The organism is Mesorhizobium sp. LjRoot246, assembly GCF_964254115.1.
Taxonomy (GTDB): domain Bacteria; phylum Pseudomonadota; class Alphaproteobacteria; order Rhizobiales; family Rhizobiaceae; genus Mesorhizobium.
In genome coordinates, this window is the sequence record NZ_CAXUSN020000001.1 from 2,467,582 (window position 1) to 2,485,164 (window position 17,583).

Sequence of the window (17,583 nt, forward strand, 5' to 3'; positions counted from 1 at the left end):
AACGCGCTGAAATCGCTCGATATCTGCTAGGCGTCAAAGTGCGAGTTTAGCCGGAAAACCCGGCGCGCGCAGGTCGGTGCCTACGGCATCTTCCAGCAATTTGACGATCTGGGTCGACCAGGCGCCGCCGCCATAAGCAGCCTTGCCCTGCTCAAAGATCGCCTTGACGCGTGATGCCAACTCAAGCGGCACGCCGGACTGTTCGCCCATGGCGAGCGCGAAGCCGAGGTCTTTCAGCGCCAGGTCCATGGTGAAGCCGATGTCGTAGGAGCCGTTCAGGACGAGCTGGCTTTCGGTCTCGTGGACGAAGCTGTTGCCGGAGGAGGCAACGATGGCGTGGTAGGACTGGGCGAGGTCGAGCCCGCTTTGCTTGGCCAGCATCAGCGCCTCGCCGGCGGCGGCGAGATGGATGAAGGCGAGTATGTTGGTGATCACCTTGATCACCGCCGCCGAACCGACCGGACCCATCAGGAACGACTTTGCGCACATCGCTTCGATGGCCGGGCGATGACGCTCGTAGAGCGCGGCATCGCCGCCGACCAGCGCGGTGATCTTTCCGGCCGCCGCCAGATGCACGCCACCGGTGACCGGGCATTCGAGGGTCTCGACGCCCCTGGCCGAGGCAAGTGCGGCGAGGCGGAGAATCTCGTCGCGGCCATTGGTCGACATCTCGATCCAGGTGCCGCCAGCGGGGAGGCCCGCCAGCAGCCCATCAGGGCCGGTCAGCACCACTTCGCTGACCTTGGGCGAGGGCAGGCACGTGATGGCGTTGCCTGCCCGTGCGGCTTCGGCCGGACTACTCGCTGCGGTGGCGCCGAGCACCATCAGGCGCTCGACGGCGGTGGGATCGCGGTCGAAGACGGTGACGGCAAAGCCGTTGCGGATCAGGCTGGCGGCAAGGTTGCCGCCGAGATGGCCAAGGCCGATGAAGGCGTAGCTTTGCCGGTCGCTCATGACTTGTTCTCGGCCGATGTGAGGTCCGGTAAGTGCGCGCCAAAGGCCCCCTCATCCGACCGCTTCGCGGCCACCTTCTCCCCGCTGGGGAGAAGAGGCAAGCTCGACGCCGACAGTCTCCTCTCCCCTCGGGGAGAGGTCAGCCGAGCAAAGCGGAGGCTGGGTGAGGGGGCTTCTGCAGGCAATATTGCCAAGAAGTCTTCACGCCTCACGGCATCAGCGGCGTCTGCATCATCTGCAGATGCAGGTCCTTGCCCGTATAGGGGTGCGCGTCGCAGACCGCCTCGTTGAGCTCGACGCCGAGGCCGGGTTCCTTCGACGGGATGACGTTGCCGTCCTGCCACTCGATCTTCTTCTTCAGCAGCGTGGCATGGAAACCGTCCCACTGTTTCAGCGATTCGAGGATGAGGAAGTTGGGCAGCGTCACCGCAAGTTGGATATTGGCCGCGCCGACGATCGGCCCGCAATAGCAGTGCGGCGCGATCTGGATGTGATAGGCCTCGGCCATGGCGGCGATCTTCTTGGTTTCGAGGATACCGCCGGAGCGGCCGAGGTCCGGCTGCAAAATGGTCGCGGCGCGGTTTTCGATGACGCGGGCGAATTCGAACTTGGTCGTCAGCCGCTCGCCGGTGGCGATCGGGATCGAGGTCGCGCGGGCCACTTGGGCCATGACCTCAGGCATGTCAGGCGGCACCGGCTCCTCGAACCACAAGGGATCGTAGGGCTCGATGGCGCGTGCCATGCGCAGCGCGCCGGATGCGGTGAACTGACCGTGCGTGCCGAACAGGATGTCGGCGCGGGTGCCGACCGCTTCGCGGATCGCCTTGATCATGCGGGTGGAGACATCGATGTCGACGAGGCGCGGCTGGTGGCCGTCGAAGGCGGTGTAGGGGCCAGCCGGGTCGAGCTTGACGGCATTGAAACCCTGTTCGACATATTCGAACGCGCAGGCAGCGGCGAGATCGGGGTCGTTGTAGACGTTCTTGCCGTCGGGCGCGTCCTCGGAATGAACGCTGCCGGTGTGCGGATAGAGATAGGTGTAGGAGCGCAGCGTCTCGTGCACCTGGCCGCCGAGCAGTTTGTAGACCGGCTTGTTGGCTTCTTTGCCGATGATGTCCCAGCAGGCCATTTCCAGCGCCGAGAAGCAGCCCATGCCGGACACGTCGGGGCGCTGGGTGAAGCCTGATGAATAGGCGCGGCGGAAGAAGTTCTCGATGTCGTGCGGATCGCGTCCGACGAGATAGCGCTCGGCCATGTCCTCGACCATTTTCGCCGTGACATGGGCGGAGAAGGTGGCGTTGTAGGCCTCGCCATAGCCGACGACGCCGCCATCTGTTGTGAGCTTGACGAAGATGAAATACTTGCCGCCGATACCGGGCGGCGGGTTACCGACAACCCAGGTCTTGACGTCGGTGATCTTCATTTTTGGTCCTCCAGAACCAGTTCGGCGCCCTTCCAACCGGTCATGATCGAGGCAGCGTTGGTGTTGCCGGTGATGTTGTCGGGAAAGATCGAGGCATCGATGACGCGCAAGCCTTCGATGCCGTGCACCTTGAGGCGCGGGTCGACGACGGCGTGCGCGGGATCCGGCCCCATGCGGCAGGTCGAGACCGGGTGATAGACGGTGCCCGAACGCTTCCTGAAATCCTGGACGAGATCGGCATCGGAAGTGATCGAGGGACCGGGCAGAACCTCTTCCTCGATGATCTCGGCCATTGCGGGCATCGAGGCGATCTTGCGCACGAACTTCACCGCCGCCAGCATCTCCTCGACATCGGCATTGGTGGAGTAGGCATTGGCGACAATTTTTGGGTAGTCGCGCGGGTTGGCCGAGCGAATCATGATCTCGCCACGGCTCGACGGACGACAGTTGGACAGGCCGATGGAAAAGCCCGGCCAGGGATCCGGCGTCAGGATCGGGCGCTCGCCGCTTTTGGGAATGACGGTCGAGAAGGCTTGGAAATAGAGCTGCATGTTGGGTCGCGTTGCCGCCGGGTCGGTGCGGAAGAAGCCGCCGGCATTGTTCATCGACAGCGACAGCGGGCCGGAGCGGGTCAGGATGTATTGTATGCCGACCAGCAGCTTGCCCCACCAGGGACGCAGCGTCTGATTGAGCGTCGGCAGCCGGCCCTTGAAGGTGTAGTTGATGCCGACATGGTCCTGCAGATGCGCGCCGACATTTTCGTTGGCGTGGACGATCGGGATGCCCAGGCCTTTGAGCAGAGCGGAGGGGCCGACGCCGGACAGCTGCAGCAATTGCGGCGAGTTGACCGAACCGCCCGACAGAATGATTTCACGGCCGGCGCGGGCGGTTTTCGTCTCGCTGTTCTGCAGGTATTCGACGGCGACGGCGCGCTTGCCTTCGAACAGTACCCTGGTCGCCAGCGCCTTCATCTCGACGCGGACGTTGGTGCGCTTCATTGCCGGGCGCAGGAAAGCGCGCGCCGCCGACATGCGGCGGCCGTTCTTGGTCGAGATCTGGTAGATGCCGACGCCCTCCTGGGCGGCCCCGTTGAAATCCGGATTGAGCGGCAGGCCAGCCTGCTGGCCGGCGGCGAGATAGCGCTTGGTCAGCGGGTGGACGGCGTCCGAACAGTCGGTGACGTGCAGCGGGCCGCCGACACCACGCCACGCATCGGCGCCGGCCTGGTTGTCCTCGAGCGCCTTGAAGGCGGGCAGCAGATCATCATAGGCCCAGCCGGGGTTGCCGGCGGCTGCCCAGGCGTCGAAATCCTCGCGCGCGCCCCTGATCCAGACCATGGCGTTGATCGAGCTCGAACCGCCCAACAACTTGCCGCGCGGCCAGTGGTCCGCATTGCCGGCGAGGCCGGGATCCGGCTCGGCCTTGTAGTTCCAGTTGACGTCAGGATCGAAGAAGGTCTTGCCGTAGCCAAGCGGCATCTGCACGTAGAAGCGGCGGTCGGTGCCGCCGGCCTCCAGAACCAGCACAGAGAAGCGGCCGGAGGCCGAGAGCCTGTCGGCCAGGACCGAGCCGGCCGAGCCGGAGCCGACGATGATGAAATCATAGGTCTGCATGATGGTCTGGCCGGCTCCGGAAATCTGGCCGCAGCCTAGACGCGACGGCATTCCCAAGTCGCCGCGCCATCCGGCATCAGTTGTGAAAAAAGCGACCGTCGAACTGGCCGGGTTTGCGGGGATTCCAGATAATCGCGCTTGATATCTACCTTCTCGACAGCCTATGCGATGGCAATATTCTGGCGCATGATTTTTTCCGAAAAGTCTGCAACTTTTCGGAATCATGCTCTGGCCAATCTGCGGAAGGCAGGAAATCATATGCGAACCCTCCCTGACGCGTTCATTCCCGAACTGCCGGGCCATTACAGCGGCAAGGTCCGCGAAAACTACGACCTTGCGGATGGCCGGCGCATCATCATCGCCACCGACCGCCTCAGTGCCTTCGACACCATCCTGACCTCGATCCCCTACAAGGGCGAGATCCTCACCCAGACGGCGTGCTACTGGTTCGAGGAAACCGCCGACATCTGCCCGAACCATGTTCTCGAATACCCCGACCCGAACGTCGTCGTCGGCACAAGGCTCGACATCCTGCCGGTCGAGATCGTCGTGCGAGGCTATCTGGCGGGAACCACCAGCACCTCGATCCTGACGCGTTACAAGCGCGGCGACCGGGACATGTATGGCATCCGCCTGCCGGACGGGCTGCGCGACAATGAAAAACTGGCGGAGGCGATCATCACGCCGACCAGCAAGGCCGCGCATGGCGGTCACGACGAGCCGTTGTCCAAAGCCGAGATCCTCGAACAGGGGCTGCTTACGCCAGCGCAGTGGGATACCGTATCGGACTACGCCTTGCGGCTGTTCACCCGCGGCCAGCAGCGCGCCGCCGAACGGGGCCTGATCCTCGCCGACACGAAATACGAATTCGGCACCGACAAGGACGGGACCATCATTCTTGCCGACGAAATCCACACCCCGGACAGCAGCCGGTACTGGATCGCGGCGGGCTATGAACAGGCGCTCGCCGACGGCAGCCGGCCGGAGAGCTTCGACAAGGATTTCATCCGCTCATGGGTCTCGGCGCGGTGCGATCCCTACAGCGACCCGATCCCCGAGATACCCGACAAGATCGTCGAACAGGCCTCGCGGGTCTACGCACAGGCCTATGAGGCGATCACGGGCAAGGAATTCTCTCCGGACCTTTCCGGAGATACGGTCCTTGATCGCATTCGGTCGAACCTTGCGCGGTACTTCTAGGTCCTGATCAACCTTCGCCGGGAACTACCGTCTTCCACCCACGGCCATGCCCAGAGCTACGGGTTAATGGGTTCCTTCGGAGCCTTCGCCGGCGCGTTGGCTGACGGGGGTATTAAACAAACCCGCCTCTGCGGCGGGTCACTGGCGCAAATCAGCACCATGGACAAATATGTAGCATAGCTGCCGTCACGGAGTCAAGAAAAAATTCCTATCGTGAAAAGCTGCCCCGCAAAAAAACTGCCGACACCGCCGAACTGGCTGTCGTCAGGTCTTTTGCTAAGCTGAGTTCGGAGCGCTGTGGCCATGCCTTGGCGCGTTGACGTGCCTGCGCCGTGACGCTACGGGATCGAGGGCAATCGATCTCAAGGGATTTCTCGCATGGTGCACTACGCTGAAGGACGGCCGCTCGGCGATCTGACGCTGCGCACGCTGGCCATGCCTTCGGACGCCAATGCGGCGGGCGACATTTTTGGCGGCTGGGTGATGGCGCAGATGGATCTGGCCTGCGGCATCCGCGCCGCCGAGCGCGCCAAGGGCCGCGTGGTGACGGCGGCGGTGAAAGAGATGTCGTTCGCCAAGCCGATGAAGATCGGCGACACGCTGTGCATCTACACCCATGTCGAGCGCGTCGGCCGCACCTCGATGACGCTCAAGGTCGAAGCCTGGGCGCAGCGCTACCTCTCCGACCTGATGGAAAAGGTCACCCATGCCGATTTCGTCATGGTGGCGCTGGACGGCGAGGGCAAGCCGAAGGCGGTTCCAGCCGAAGGCTGACGCAAGCCGTTTCTCCCGGGCTCGGTCGCTTGTAACAGCGTCCGTGCGGGAGACGCATTTCGCGACATCCAATGGTTGCCTCCATGCCCGACTCCGCGGGCGTTGGAGGAGAGACAATGCGTCAACACATGCTGAACGGTTGGCTTGTGGCAGCCCTGGTCGCGACGACCTGCCTGCTCGGCTTCACCGCTTATGCGGAGGTGAAGCAGGACATCTCGCGCATTGCCTGCACACACGACCACCAGCCCTCTGGCGAGCGGGTCGCGCAGTGCGATATCTGTGCAACGGTGCGATGCGCGTCAGGAGCCTGAGCGCAGCCGTCGGACGACGGGCATGAGGGCAATGCTTTAGCGAGCACAAGTGCGTGCTATCGGGCAACGATCCGAGCGACCGAAAGGGAGTCTCGGATCAGGCCAAGCCAAAATCACCCACAAGCTGCATTCCTTGCAACGCAAGGGCTTCAGGCGTGCATGCCGTCAAATTTCTCGCGCGCCGCCTTGACGCGCGTGGTGTTCGCGCGCGCCCATTCGCTCAGTGCGCTGACGGGGATCAGCAACTCGTGACCGAGCTCGGTCAGCTCATAGTCGACACGCGGCGGGATGGTCGGGAACACGGTGCGGGTGACGAAGCCGTCACGCTCCAGCCCGCGCAAGGTGGTGGTCAGCATCTTCTGCGAGATGCCGCCGACGGCTGCGCGCAACTCGTTGAAGCGCAGCGGTCCGTCGCCCAGCTTGCCGACGACCAGAACGGTCCATTTGTCGCCGACGCGCTGCAGGATTTCCGAGATGGCGCGGCAGTCCTCGGAGCGGTGTGGGTGCCTCAGTAACAAAAAAGTGCCTTCTTGTGCATCGCGTTTCCAGTATCTCATATAGCGCAGGTATCCAAATGATACCAGTGTTTCCTGCAAGGAGAGCCCCTCATGTCCAAACCCAAAATTGCCATCATCGTCGGTTCGACGCGCGCCGCGCGCTTCGCCGATGTGCCGACCGAATGGATCGCCAAGATCGCCAAGTCACATGCCGATATCAACGTCGAGATCGTCGACCTGCGCGACTTTCCGCTGCCTTTCTTCGACGAGGTTGCATCCTCCGCCTGGGTACCGTCGACGAATGAAGTGGCACAGCGCTGGCAGAAGAAGGTCGCAGAATTCGACGGCTTCATCTTCACCGCCGCCGAATACAATCACGGTCCGACGGCCGTGCTGAAGAACGCCATCGACTACGCCGCCAATGAGTGGAACAAGAAGCCCGCCGGTTTCGTCGGTTATGGCAGCGTCGGTGGCGCTCGCGCCGTCGAACAGCTCAGACTGCATGCGGTCGAATTGCAGATGGCGCCGGTCAAGTCGGCCGTCCATATCGCCTGGGGCGATTTCCTCGCTGTCCGCCAGGGCGAAAAGAAGCTGGAAGATCTCGAGCATCTGAACCAGGCCGCCACGGCGCTGGTCAACGATGTCGCGTGGTGGGCCAAGGTGCTCAAGGCCGCGCGTCAAGCCGACGCCGTCGCCGAGGAAGTCAAGGCGGCCTGACCGCCGGTTCGAATTATCCTCCCAAGGATCCGGGGCGGCGCTTGCGCCGCCCCTTTCAATCATAGCGCCTCAAATCGAAAGCTGGCGTCGGATCGGACGACGCGGCCAATGCCGGGTGAATCCAGATGCGCGCCGGCAACGAAACAATGATCGTCGGCCGCAAGCGCCAGCAACCGCAACCGGCTTTCGCGCGCCCGGTCCTGATCCGCATCGAATTCCCACGCCACCTCAGGTCGATCGAACTGAAGCGATGGGACGTGAACAGTGTCGCCCCAAATCAAAATGCGTTCGCCGCCGCTCGAAACACGAAAGCAGCTGTGTCCCGCTTCATGGCCATGAGCGTCGACAATGTCGACATGTGTCCCGATACGGTCTCCGGCTTCAAATGGTTCCGCCATGCCGTGAAATCGTTCAAGCCGCGCTTCGGCGTGAAAAAGGCCGAGTTCTTCCCTGGGAACGAGCAAGCGCGCCAGGCGCGGGAAAGCGTCCCGACCGTCGGCAAGCACAAGACCATGGATGTGGTCGAGATGCGTATGCGTGAAGCAGACGGCGCGGACTCGTCCGGCATCGATGCCAGCTTCGTCCAGCGCCTCGGGAAGTCGGCCCATGGTGGGATGCCAAGCATTCGAGGCGCCAGTATCGATTAAGATGACCTCATTTCCATCGTCGATCGCGAAGGCATTGACGGAAAGCCTGAGTTGACCACCAACCAACCGGACTTGTTCCGGCAATTCATCGCCAAATGGCTTGTTGCCGCGTTGCCGAAGCCGTCCGATCGGCATGTCGACATAGCCATCGCGCAAGGAAGTGATGCGCAGGTCACCAAGATTGTAGGTTGAATGAAGGTCGCCCGAAGCTATGCGGTGCATTTTTTCCGATCCGTTCTGTAGACAATCGACAGCCTGCGATGGGCCGCGTCGGCAACTCGCCCGTCAATTCGATTTATGCCATTTGCGCGTGCGTCGCCTGCCGTGGCCGGATGATGCAGTCTGCGAGGCGGTCCATCTCGTTCAACTCATCGGCGTGATGCTGGCCCCATTGGCAGAGCGCCAGCAGGATCGGCTCGAGGCTGAGGCCGAGACCTGTCGCCGAATATTCGACGCGCGAGGGCACTTCGGCGAAGACCTCGCGGCTGACTAGGCCGTGCTCTTCCATTTCGCGCAGCTGCTGGATCAGGACTTTCTGGGTGATACCCGGCATCAGCGCCTTGAGCGCCGACAGTCGCCGGGGACCATCGAAGAGATGGTAGAGGATGACCGCCTTCCAGCGCCCCGCGATCACTTTCAGTGCCCGTTCCGCCGGCAGCATCGGCAGTCTCTTGATGGGCATTCTCTTGGGATTGGGCATGGTCACCTCCTGGTCAGCAGGGGACAAATGAGTGTGTAGTCGAGGCTCCGCAGATAATGGCAAACAGCGGCCGATGCCAGTGCGATCGGAGGTTGCCATGAAAGCCATTCAACTCAGCCGTTTCGGCGGTCCCGACGTGCTGGAGGTGGTCGACCTGCCGACACCGGTGCCGCAGGCCGGCGAAGTGCTGGTGCGGGTGCAAGCCGCCGGCATCAACTTCTTCGAAGTGCTGATGCGCGCGGATCGCTACGCGGTGACGCCGCAACTTCCCATGATCCCAGGCGTCGAGGCGGCAGGCGTCGTCGAGGCCGTTGGACACGGCGTCGATGCGGCGCTGCTGGGAGCCCGCGTCGCGGCGCCGCTGTTTGCGTCATCGCGTCCCCACAGCGGCTATGCGGAGCAGGTGACAATGTCAGCCGATCTCGCCGTGCCGCTTCCGGATGCGCTGCCATTCGAGGATGCAACGGCGTTGATGGTGCAGGGGCTGACGGCCCTTCATCTGCTTCGGCAAAGCCCGCCCGAGGGCAAGTCGGTGCTGGTCCCGGCCGCGTCGGGCGGCGTGGGATCGTTGCTTGTCCAACTGGCCCGGCTAAAGGGGGCACGGCAGGTGATCGCGGCCGCCGGCGGCAAGGCCAAGCTCGATACCGCGCTATCGCTCGGCGCGGATGCCGCGGTCGATTACACCGAGCCGGATTGGCCCGCTCATATCCGCGACATCACGGACGGAGAGGGCGCCAACATCATCTACGACACGGTTGGCGGCGCACTGACGGCTGCGTCGCTGCAGGCGCTGGCGCCTGGCGGCGAACTGGTGTTCGCGGCGCTCGGCCGCTATGCGCTGGCGGCTTCCGATGTGGAGGCGATGATCGGCCGCAACCAGTCGCTCAGGGGTTTTGCGCTGCTGCCGCTGCTGTCTCCTGACGTGCTGAAAGCCAGCCTTTCCGAGCTGTTCCAGTTGGCGGCCAGCGGCCGTCTGCGGGTAGCGATCGGCGGCCGCTTCCGGCTCGATCGGGCCGGCGAGGCGCACCGCCTGCTGGAGGAGCGCCGCTCGACGGGGAAGGTGGTGCTGATACCCTAGTATCGCGACAGCAGTGCAAACGCCAATCGGGATTGGACCTCCATATCGCCGGTCCTGCCATCTGGTCCCGCCTGTTGCCCTGATATATCCGGCTGCGATCCGCCACATGAGTGAAGCCGTGAAGACATCCAGCCTGACCGGCGCCGTTTCCCCGATGATCCCGGTGCTCGTATGCGCGCTCGGGATCTTCCTGCTGTCGGGGATGGATGCGGCGATGAAGACCCTGGTCATTGCGGTTGGCGTCTACAACACCGTGCTGTGGCGCAGCATGGTCGCGACCGTGGTCGCGGGCGTTGCCTGGTCGGCCGGGCCGCGCACGAAGCCAACCATTCCGGTGCTGAAGCTGCATGCGCTGCGTGCCGCAATTGTCGGCATCGTTCTGATATCCTTCTTCTGGGGTCTTGCCAGGCTGCCGCTGGCGGAGGCGATCGGGCTCAGCTTCGTCGCGCCCTTGTTTGCGCTCTTCCTTGCCGCGCTGCTGCTGGGCGAACGGATCCGGCGGCAGGCTGTCTGGGCATCGCTGGCCGGAATCGCCGGCGTCGCGATCATCATGGCCGGCCAGTTCGGGCAGGGAAGCTATTCGCAGGATGCCATGCTCGGCACGGCAGCGGTGCTCGTATCGACGGTGTTCTACGGCTACAATTTGATCCTCGCCCGGCAACAGGCGCAGTTGGCCAAGCCAATCGAAATCATGCTGTTCCAGAACCTTTGCGTTGCGGTCATCCTTGGTCTCGCGGCACCCTGGCTCGCCGTCGCCCTGCCGACCGATCTATGGCTTCCCCTGGCCGGGGTGACGGTGCTGTCGCTTGCCGGGCAATTTCTGATGAGCTGGTCCTACGCTCGCGCCGAGGCGCAATACCTGATCCCGACCGAATACTCGGCCTTCATCTGGGCGGTCGCGCTTGGCTGGTTTTTCTTCGGCGAGGAGGTGACCTGGGCCACGCTGACCGGAGCATGCCTGATCGTCGCCGGCTGCCTGATCGCCGCGCGGGCAAATCCCAGGCTCGCCGAGCCGATCGAAGCGGCGGTTTGAGGGAGCAGTTCATCCCGGCCTGAAGTCCTGTCGGCGCTGGGCGTTACTCCGGGAGACCGGCCTTGCGGAAGCCATCGACGAAATGGCCCTCCGTGGCGGCGTCGCGGAACGGCTCCGTCATGACCCAGTGACGGGTTGTGAAATGCGGGTTGCTGATGAGGAACATTTCGACCTCCGCGCGCGCCTCGTCGAGCCGGCCGAGTTGGGCCAGGCTTGCCGCCAGGAAACGGCGTGAGCTTGTGCGATAGGTCTCGTCCCTGCGCAGGGTCTCGACGGCGGCTTCGTATTCGCGCGCCGCATATTGCGCCTGGCCGAGCGTCAGATAGTACCAGCTTGCCGGAAACGGGTTCAGCCGGAACGCCTTGCGAATTTGCTCGAGGCCCTCATCGACACGCCCGGCCAGCACCGTGATGTCGGACAATGTCGCCCAGGCGTCGGCTTCGTTCGGATCGAGTTCGAACGCCTTGGCGAATTCGGCATCCGCCTCGGAAAAACTGCGTTCATAGGCAAGCAGGTTGCCCAGGACCCAGTGGCAGCCGGCATCGTTGGGATCGATCGCGACGGCCTTGCGCGCCAGCTGCAAGGCAACGCTGCGGTTTGGCTCGATGGGTTCGCCCCAATGCACCCACCCCATCCAGTGGTTCATTGCAAGCCAGCGATAGGCCTCGGCGTATTCCGGATCGAGCGATACCGCGCGTGTCAGCATCAGATGCGCTTCGCGCGCCGTCTGCGGCGAATCGTCGATCAGCTTGCGAGCCCGCACGCAGAGGTCGTAGGCATCTAGATTTTGCGGCCGATTGCGCGGCGGCGGCGTGCGCAGCCGGCCGAGCAGCGCCTCCACGATCTTGGCGGTCACCTCATCCTGAACGGCAAAGATATCCTCCAGGCCGCGATCGAAGCGTTCCGCCCATAGATGTTCGCCGCTCACCGCATCGACCAGCTGGGCGTTGATGCGCACGCGATCCGCGGCGCGTCTTGCGCTGCCCTCCAGTAGGTAGCGCACGCCAAGATCCCCGGCGATCTCGCGCACGTCCATCGCTTTTCCCTTGTAGGCAAAGGTCGAGTTGCGCGCGATGACGAACAGGCCGGAGATCCTGGACAGATCGGTGATCAGGTCTTCGGTCAACCCATCGGCAAACGAGTCCTGCTCGGGATCGTTGCTGAAATTGACGAAGGGCAGCACGGCAATCGATGGCTTGTCGGGCAGCGGCAATGGTTTTGGCTTGACGTCACCGAGCTGTTCCACGGCCCCCGTGAAGCGGTAGCCCACGCGCGGAACGGTGGATATCCATTCGCCGCCGTCGTCGACTGGGCCAAGCAGCTTGCGCAGCTGCGCGATCTGGACGGTGAGGTTGCCTTCCTCGACGGCTATGCCCGGCCACGCCGCGTCCATCAACTCGGCCTTTCCGAGGATTTCGCCGGGCCGTCCGACGAGTGCTGCAAGCAGGCTCAGCCCGCGGTAGCCAACGGCAACGGGAACATCGTTCCGAAGCAGCGTTCCCGCACCCGGATCAAGCACGAACGGACCAAAGGCAAAACGCGATCCCTGCATAGGCGCATCTATAGCTCGTTTGGAAGTTTTGAGAACTATTTGGGAGGGCTTAATTACGGCGCCGTCCGTATCGCGCAGAATTCAACCTCATCGAGAGCCCTCTCCGGCCCTCAAACCATAGGAGGTTGCCATGACCAATACCCTTACCTCGGCCTTGCATTGTGCATCGCGGCCGGGAACTCCCGTTGGGTCGGCGTCGCGCCGGCTCCTGAAGACCCTGCGAAGCATCGTCGCGACCTTGCGCGATCGGACCTGGCGCGAGCGGATACGCTTTCGCTGGCAGCTCAGGCAAATGTCGAAGGACAATCCGCATTTGATCGACGATATCGGTCTGACGATCGAGCAGGTCGAGGGAGAGATCGCCAAGCCCTTCTGGGAGCGATAGAGCGAATGCCGTACATCGCGTGGAAATCAGCGCACCGCCTCGCGGTAGGCGCCGGGCAGGCGGGTGGCGATCAGCTTGTCGATGCGGCGCCCGTCGAGATCGACCACCTCGAAGCGCCAGCCCTGCGCGTCGACACATTCGCCGGTCGCCGGCAGATGGTGCATATGCGCCAGCACATAGCCGGCGACGGTCTCGTAGTCGCGGTTTTCCGGCAGGTCGATGCCGAGAACGTCTGCCATCTCGTCGGCCTGCATGTAGCCGGCGAGCAGCCATGAGCCGTCCTCGCGCTTGACCGCGTTTTCCTCATCGCCGGCATCGGTGTCGGCCCGGAACACGCCGGTAATGGCTTCCAAAATGTCGGCAGGCGTGACGATGCCTTCGAAATGGCCGTATTCGTCATGCACCAGCGCCATCGGTACGTCGGATTCCTTGAGCTTCTGCAGCACATCCAGCGCGTCCGCCTGATCGTAGACGATGGGGGCTTCGCGCACATGCCTACGCGGGTCCAGCACGCGGCCGGCAAGCAATGCCGCCAACACGTCGCGCGTCTGGACGACGCCGATCATGATATCGACGCCGCCATCGCCTGCCGGCAGGCGCGAATGCTGGGTTTCCACGAGCAGCTTGCGGATCGCCGCCTCGTCGGATTGCAGATTGATCCAGTCGACCTCGGTGCGTGGCGTCATCACCGCGCGCACGGCGCGGTCGCCAAGCCGCATGACGCCGGCGATCATGCGCCGCTCGTCGGATTCGATGGTGCCATGATGCTCGGCCTCGGCGACCAGCATCTTGATCTCCTCGTCGGTGACCTTCTCCTCGCTTTCGCCGCGCTGGCCGAGCAGCCACAATATAGCGCGACCTGAGAAGTCGAGCAGGAAGACCAGCGGCGCCGAGACGGTGGCGAGGATGGTCATCGCCGGAGCGACCTTGGCGGCGACGCGTTCAGGGTCTCGCAAGGCGATCTGTTTGGGCACCAGCTCGCCGACGATCAGCGAGAAGTAGGTGATGATGGCGACGACGATGCCGACGCCAAGCGGATCCGCAACGGTCTCGCGGATGCCGGCCGAAGCCAGGAATTGCGCCAGACGCTCGCCGAGCGTGGCGCCGGAAAAGGCGCCTGAGAGAACGCCGACCAAAGTGATGCCGATCTGCACCGAGGACAGGAATTTGCCGGGGTTTGAGCCAAGCTCAAGCGCGCGGCCGGCGCCGTGGATGCCGCGGTCGATCATCGCTTTCAGCCGGGCCGGCCGCGACGAAACGATGGCAAGTTCGGACATCGACAAAAGGCCGTTCACGCAGATGAGGACGACCACGATAGCGATTTCGACGTATAGCATGAGCGGTCAATAGCATTGCGGCGCGGTGTTCGAAAATAGTCCGGCGTGTTTTTTGAGAAAGGGGCCGGTATTTCGGTCAGGCGTCGTCCGCGGCGGTCAGGAATTTGGCCTTGCTGTGAGGGGTCCGAAAAAGCCCACGACCAGCGACAGCTTTCCCTGCTTGGAGACGTGGCACATGTCCATGCCGCTGTCTCGACATGCAAGGCCCGCGCGATCTATTTTTTGAGCACGCCGACGATCGCCTCGCCGTCGGTGAAATAAGGATCTCCGCCGCCGTTGCGCCCGGTGGTTGTTGCGCCGATGCCTGATATGTCGCTGGTCGCTATCAGCATGCCGGCGGTGGCCAGGTCGCGCATCAGGAAATCGCGTTCGGCATCGATGTCGGGGCCGATATGATGAGTGACCGCGCCGGTGTCGTGGCTCAGCCCAACGCCGCGATCGAAGCTGGCCGAACCCAGCCATAGCGGCCGGCCGTCATCGCCGGTCGCACCGGTTTGCCAGAGGCGGACATGATGCCGGCGATCGGCGCTGGCTCCGACAGGTTTTTCGAAGGCGAGATCCTGGGCGCGGCCGTCGAACAGCAGCCGACTGACCGGCGCATCGGGGTAGGGGTGGTCGAACAGCACGCTTTCACCGATCTCGATCGCGGTCTTCAAGGTCACGGCGTCGGCTGTGTCCCAGCCGGCGACGGCGAAGGCATGGACCAACTCCTTCTCGCTGCCGACAAGGCCGACATTGATCGGGTCGCCCGGAATGCCTTGCGGAGTATGCGTCACCATTTCGAAGCGCTGGGTGCGAAAGCCGCGATCGTGAAATGTCCAGAATTCAGGCGCCGCGAAATAAGCGAGCGCCAGATAGGCGGCCAGCAGGGCTGCTACCCAGGTCGTAACGCGTCGTCGAAAGCTTCGTTGGCCCATTTGCCGCTGCCTTTACGTGATTTTAATCCGCAATTGCTATCGAGGCTCTAACAAGAGGGGTGCACGATGGCGTCAATTCCGGGGTGTCTGGCTTCGGCTGGGCAGGTTTGGCGACGTTTCGTCGGGGATCGCTCGGGCAATTTCGCGGTGTTTTTCGCACTCGCGCTTGTGCCGCTGATGGCCGCCGTCGGCGTCGCTGTCGACTACCACGATGCCTCGCAACTTCGCAGCCGGACTCAGGAGACCCTGGACGCGGCCGTGCTCGCAGGCGTTTTGAAGCCAACGACGACCGATCAGATCAAACAGGCCGAGACGTTCTTCACCGCCCAAGCCACAAATCCTTGGGGTGACGCGCAGACGGCGACCTTTTCCGTCAACAGCCAGGGCCAACTGACGGGAACGGCCCAGGGGATGTCGCGGTCCACTTTCGGCCTCGCCGACTTGACCGTCAAGGTCACCGCGACCGCCGCGGCGGCCGCCACATCCAAGGTCTGCATCCTGCTAGTCAACCCATCGAAGTCGCAGTCCTTCCTGGTCAATTCGGGCGTGGCGCTGAACGCCCCGCAATGCGAGATTCACGTCCTGTCCACAGCGAGCCCGGCCGCCATTTTCAACTCGGGCTCGACGCTCGCGGTCAAGCGCACTTGCATCAAGGGCAAGGACATCATCAACAATGGTGGCATGTCGGTAGAGACGAATTGCGCCGCGATCTCCGATCCTTTCGCCAAATCGATGCCGAAGGTTTCCGTGGGCGCTTGCAACTTCAACAACCAAGTCTACGACCCAGGCAACGTCACCCTGCAGCCGGGCGTCTATTGCGGCTGGACCAATTTCAATGGCAGCGGGAAACTGACGCTCAAGCCGGGACTCTACATTATCAACAATGGTGGCATGACCTTCAACTCGGGCTGGACAGTCAGCGGTGCCGGCGTCACCTTCTACCTGGTCGACCAGAATGCGACGCTGACCTTCAACGGCAACGTCAACACGACGCTGTCGCCGCCCACCTCGGGAACCTATGCCAACATTCTGATGTTTGAGCCCGCCGGCTTGCCGAACACGAACCTTCCAATCAACGGGACGAGCGGCAGCACCATTCAGGGGCTGCTTTATCTGCCCAGCCGGGACGTCACGATCAATTCGGTGTCGAACGTGAACGCCGACAAGACCACGATGGTTTTCTCCTCGCTCATCTTGAACGCGCTGAACTGGGCGGTCGCTCCGGGCGATCTGGCCATGACAACGTCGGGTGGAGCTGGATCGCCTAGGCTGATTCAGTAACAGGGTGCGTTCGTAACGTTCCGTCCGATGACGAAGTGAGGCTCACGCCCAGTCTCCAACATCTGCCAGTCTCCAACATCTGATTGTCGTCATTGGAGCAGTTCACCGCTTCACCGAAACGGCGACCCGCTCTATCTCTTTGTTTTTGATGCAATCCCAACGGAAAGCTATGCGCTTTCCTGGAACTGCTCTACCGGCAGGCGCGATAACCGTTCTTGCGGTTCTTGATGTCGAAATGGAAATGGTTGCGGTGGTCGTAATTGTAGCCGGGGCCGAGCACGGTGGTGAAATACTGGCAGCCGTCGGCACGCACATTGTTGAGGAAGCCACGGGTGCGGAAGGCGAACAGGCCGGGCTTGCGCACGTCGATGTCGTCGCCATTGTTGAGCTCGATGCTCATGACGTCGAGCGCGTTGCCCTTGCCGTGCTCGGACAAGACACCTTCGCCGGCAATCCTGCGGCAGGAATAGCTGGAGCCCTGGTGGATGGTCTTGACGCCGGAGAAATAGCGCCAGCGGGCGGAGGGAACGAGTTCGTTCCTGGTCCAGCCGGCAAAGGTGGCGGCCATGTCGCAGGTCAGCGTCGCGGCGGGCTTCATCTGGATGTTGCCGATGGCTGAGACCTTGACTGGATAGTCGATGCCGCACTGGCCTTCGTGGATTGGCGCCAGGTCGGTGAAGGCAACATCGAGGCGCTTCAATTGCTGGCGGCAGTCGGTTTCGCTGGCCGGCATCTGCTCGGGCTCGGACATCGGCTCGTCCATGCGCGGATAAGCGGCCTGCGTCATATAGGGATTGGAGGGAACAAGCTTCTGCATGCCGGCATATTGCGGCACGGCCGCTGTCTGCGAGCCGACGTCGACGGCCGGTTCAAGCGACAGCACGCTGCCCGTGTTGCAGGCGGAAAGTGCCGCGAGCGCAAGGCCGGCGGTCGCCATTGCTGCATGTTTCGATCGGCGCGCGACGACGATAGGCACGGCGCGAAATATTCCGGCCATTGGCGGAGTCCTGTCCCCTAACCTGATCCCGATCAGGTTCTACCTTGCCTGACCATGATCTTTTCCAAAAACCGGTTCCCACTTTTTGGGATCATGGTTCAGATGTCCGGCATTTTAACGATCAAGGGTAAAGGAAAACTCAGCACCCGCGTTCATGCCTGCGGCCG

Annotated in this window: 18 protein-coding genes; 8 read left to right on the top strand and 10 right to left on the bottom strand. The window is 62.9% G+C overall.

All coding sequences use genetic code 11. The features are described 5' to 3' along the window. Positions 1-33 precede the first annotated feature (33 nt). The 3 genes from ACSQ3L_RS11900 to ACSQ3L_RS11910 all read right to left on the bottom strand — a co-directional run bounded on the left by ACSQ3L_RS11900 (position 34) and on the right by ACSQ3L_RS11910 (position 3,990). Positions 34-954 carry an NAD(P)-dependent oxidoreductase gene (locus tag ACSQ3L_RS11900; protein ID WP_436160115.1) on the bottom strand — a complete coding sequence of 307 codons (921 nt, stop codon included), beginning with the start codon at positions 952-954 and terminating at the stop codon, positions 34-36. Positions 955-1,162: 208 nt separating this feature from the next. Then, a complete protein-coding gene (locus ACSQ3L_RS11905) occupies positions 1,163-2,377 on the bottom strand; it encodes a mandelate racemase/muconate lactonizing enzyme family protein (protein WP_436160116.1) in 1,215 nt (404 codons plus the stop codon). Then, a complete protein-coding gene (locus tag ACSQ3L_RS11910) occupies positions 2,374-3,990 on the bottom strand; it encodes a GMC family oxidoreductase (protein WP_436163415.1) in 1,617 nt (538 codons plus the stop codon). The genes ACSQ3L_RS11905 and ACSQ3L_RS11910 overlap by 4 nt, the downstream gene beginning before the upstream one ends. Positions 3,991-4,248: 258 nt before the next feature. On the opposite strand from ACSQ3L_RS11910, the gene ACSQ3L_RS11915 reads away from it, so the two are divergent. From ACSQ3L_RS11915 to ACSQ3L_RS11925, 3 genes are all read left to right on the top strand, one after another. After that, entirely contained in the window at positions 4,249-5,190 is a 942-nt protein-coding gene (locus tag ACSQ3L_RS11915; protein WP_436160117.1) for a phosphoribosylaminoimidazolesuccinocarboxamide synthase, read from the top strand. A 378-nt stretch (positions 5,191-5,568) separates the two neighbouring features. Continuing rightward, the gene (locus tag ACSQ3L_RS11920; protein WP_013530049.1) at positions 5,569-5,964 is read left to right on the top strand and encodes an acyl-CoA thioesterase; all 396 of its coding nucleotides are present in this window, start codon (positions 5,569-5,571) and stop codon (positions 5,962-5,964) included. A 116-nt stretch (positions 5,965-6,080) separates the two neighbouring features. Continuing rightward, the gene (locus tag ACSQ3L_RS11925) at positions 6,081-6,275 is read left to right on the top strand and encodes a hypothetical protein (protein WP_436160118.1); all 195 of its coding nucleotides are present in this window, start codon (positions 6,081-6,083) and stop codon (positions 6,273-6,275) included. Between the two features lie 149 nt (positions 6,276-6,424). Here ACSQ3L_RS11925 and ACSQ3L_RS11930 read toward each other — a convergent pair whose 3' ends face one another. Further along, positions 6,425-6,793 (bottom strand): winged helix-turn-helix transcriptional regulator, encoded by a 369-nt coding sequence (locus ACSQ3L_RS11930; protein WP_436160119.1) that lies wholly within the window; start codon positions 6,791-6,793, stop codon positions 6,425-6,427. A 90-nt stretch (positions 6,794-6,883) separates the two neighbouring features. Between ACSQ3L_RS11930 and ACSQ3L_RS11935 the strand changes: the two genes are divergently transcribed. Then, entirely contained in the window at positions 6,884-7,489 is a 606-nt protein-coding gene (locus ACSQ3L_RS11935; protein WP_436160120.1) for an NADPH-dependent FMN reductase, read from the top strand. Between the two features lie 59 nt (positions 7,490-7,548). On the opposite strand, the gene ACSQ3L_RS11940 is transcribed toward ACSQ3L_RS11935, so the two are convergent. Both ACSQ3L_RS11940 and ACSQ3L_RS11945 read right to left on the bottom strand, forming a co-directional pair. Beyond that, positions 7,549-8,358, bottom strand: a complete 810-nt coding sequence (locus ACSQ3L_RS11940) for an MBL fold metallo-hydrolase (RefSeq protein WP_436160121.1) — start codon at positions 8,356-8,358, stop codon at positions 7,549-7,551. Between the two features lie 73 nt (positions 8,359-8,431). Then, complete coding sequence (locus tag ACSQ3L_RS11945; protein WP_436160122.1) at positions 8,432-8,935, bottom strand: winged helix-turn-helix transcriptional regulator; 504 nt, start codon at positions 8,933-8,935, stop codon at positions 8,432-8,434. Between ACSQ3L_RS11945 and ACSQ3L_RS11950 the strand changes: the two genes are divergently transcribed. Together ACSQ3L_RS11950 and ACSQ3L_RS11955 are read left to right on the top strand one after the other, a co-directional pair. Further along, on the top strand, positions 8,934-9,914 hold the full coding sequence (locus tag ACSQ3L_RS11950) for a quinone oxidoreductase family protein (protein WP_436160123.1): 981 nt from the start codon (positions 8,934-8,936) through the stop codon (positions 9,912-9,914). The two genes, ACSQ3L_RS11945 and ACSQ3L_RS11950, sit on opposite strands and share 2 nt — an antisense overlap. A gap of 106 nt (positions 9,915-10,020) precedes the next feature. Continuing rightward, positions 10,021-10,947, top strand: a complete 927-nt coding sequence (locus ACSQ3L_RS11955) for a DMT family transporter (RefSeq protein ID WP_436160124.1) — start codon at positions 10,021-10,023, stop codon at positions 10,945-10,947. A 43-nt stretch (positions 10,948-10,990) separates the two neighbouring features. On the opposite strand, the gene ACSQ3L_RS11960 is transcribed toward ACSQ3L_RS11955, so the two are convergent. Beyond that, positions 10,991-12,499: a winged helix-turn-helix domain-containing tetratricopeptide repeat protein gene (locus ACSQ3L_RS11960; RefSeq protein WP_436160125.1), complete on the bottom strand. Its 1,509-nt coding sequence runs from the start codon at positions 12,497-12,499 to the stop codon at positions 10,991-10,993. 130 nt (positions 12,500-12,629) lie between these two features. On the opposite strand from ACSQ3L_RS11960, the gene ACSQ3L_RS11965 reads away from it, so the two are divergent. Further along, positions 12,630-12,884, top strand: coding sequence for a DUF1127 domain-containing protein (locus tag ACSQ3L_RS11965; RefSeq protein WP_436160126.1), 255 nt, complete (start codon positions 12,630-12,632; stop codon positions 12,882-12,884). 26 nt (positions 12,885-12,910) lie between these two features. On the opposite strand, the gene ACSQ3L_RS11970 is transcribed toward ACSQ3L_RS11965, so the two are convergent. After that, positions 12,911-14,221 (bottom strand): hemolysin family protein, encoded by a 1,311-nt coding sequence (locus tag ACSQ3L_RS11970; protein WP_436160127.1) that lies wholly within the window; start codon positions 14,219-14,221, stop codon positions 12,911-12,913. A gap of 215 nt (positions 14,222-14,436) precedes the next feature. Beyond that, the gene (locus ACSQ3L_RS11975) at positions 14,437-15,138 is read right to left on the bottom strand and encodes an LssY C-terminal domain-containing protein (protein ID WP_436160128.1); all 702 of its coding nucleotides are present in this window, start codon (positions 15,136-15,138) and stop codon (positions 14,437-14,439) included. Positions 15,139-15,204: 66 nt separating this feature from the next. On the opposite strand from ACSQ3L_RS11975, the gene ACSQ3L_RS11980 reads away from it, so the two are divergent. Continuing rightward, on the top strand, positions 15,205-16,419 hold the full coding sequence (locus ACSQ3L_RS11980; RefSeq protein WP_436160129.1) for a TadE/TadG family type IV pilus assembly protein: 1,215 nt from the start codon (positions 15,205-15,207) through the stop codon (positions 16,417-16,419). Positions 16,420-16,609: 190 nt separating this feature from the next. Here ACSQ3L_RS11980 and ACSQ3L_RS11985 read toward each other — a convergent pair whose 3' ends face one another. Next, a complete protein-coding gene (locus ACSQ3L_RS11985) occupies positions 16,610-17,416 on the bottom strand; it encodes an extensin-like domain-containing protein (RefSeq protein WP_436160130.1) in 807 nt (268 codons plus the stop codon). Between the last annotated feature and the right edge of the window lie 167 nt (positions 17,417-17,583).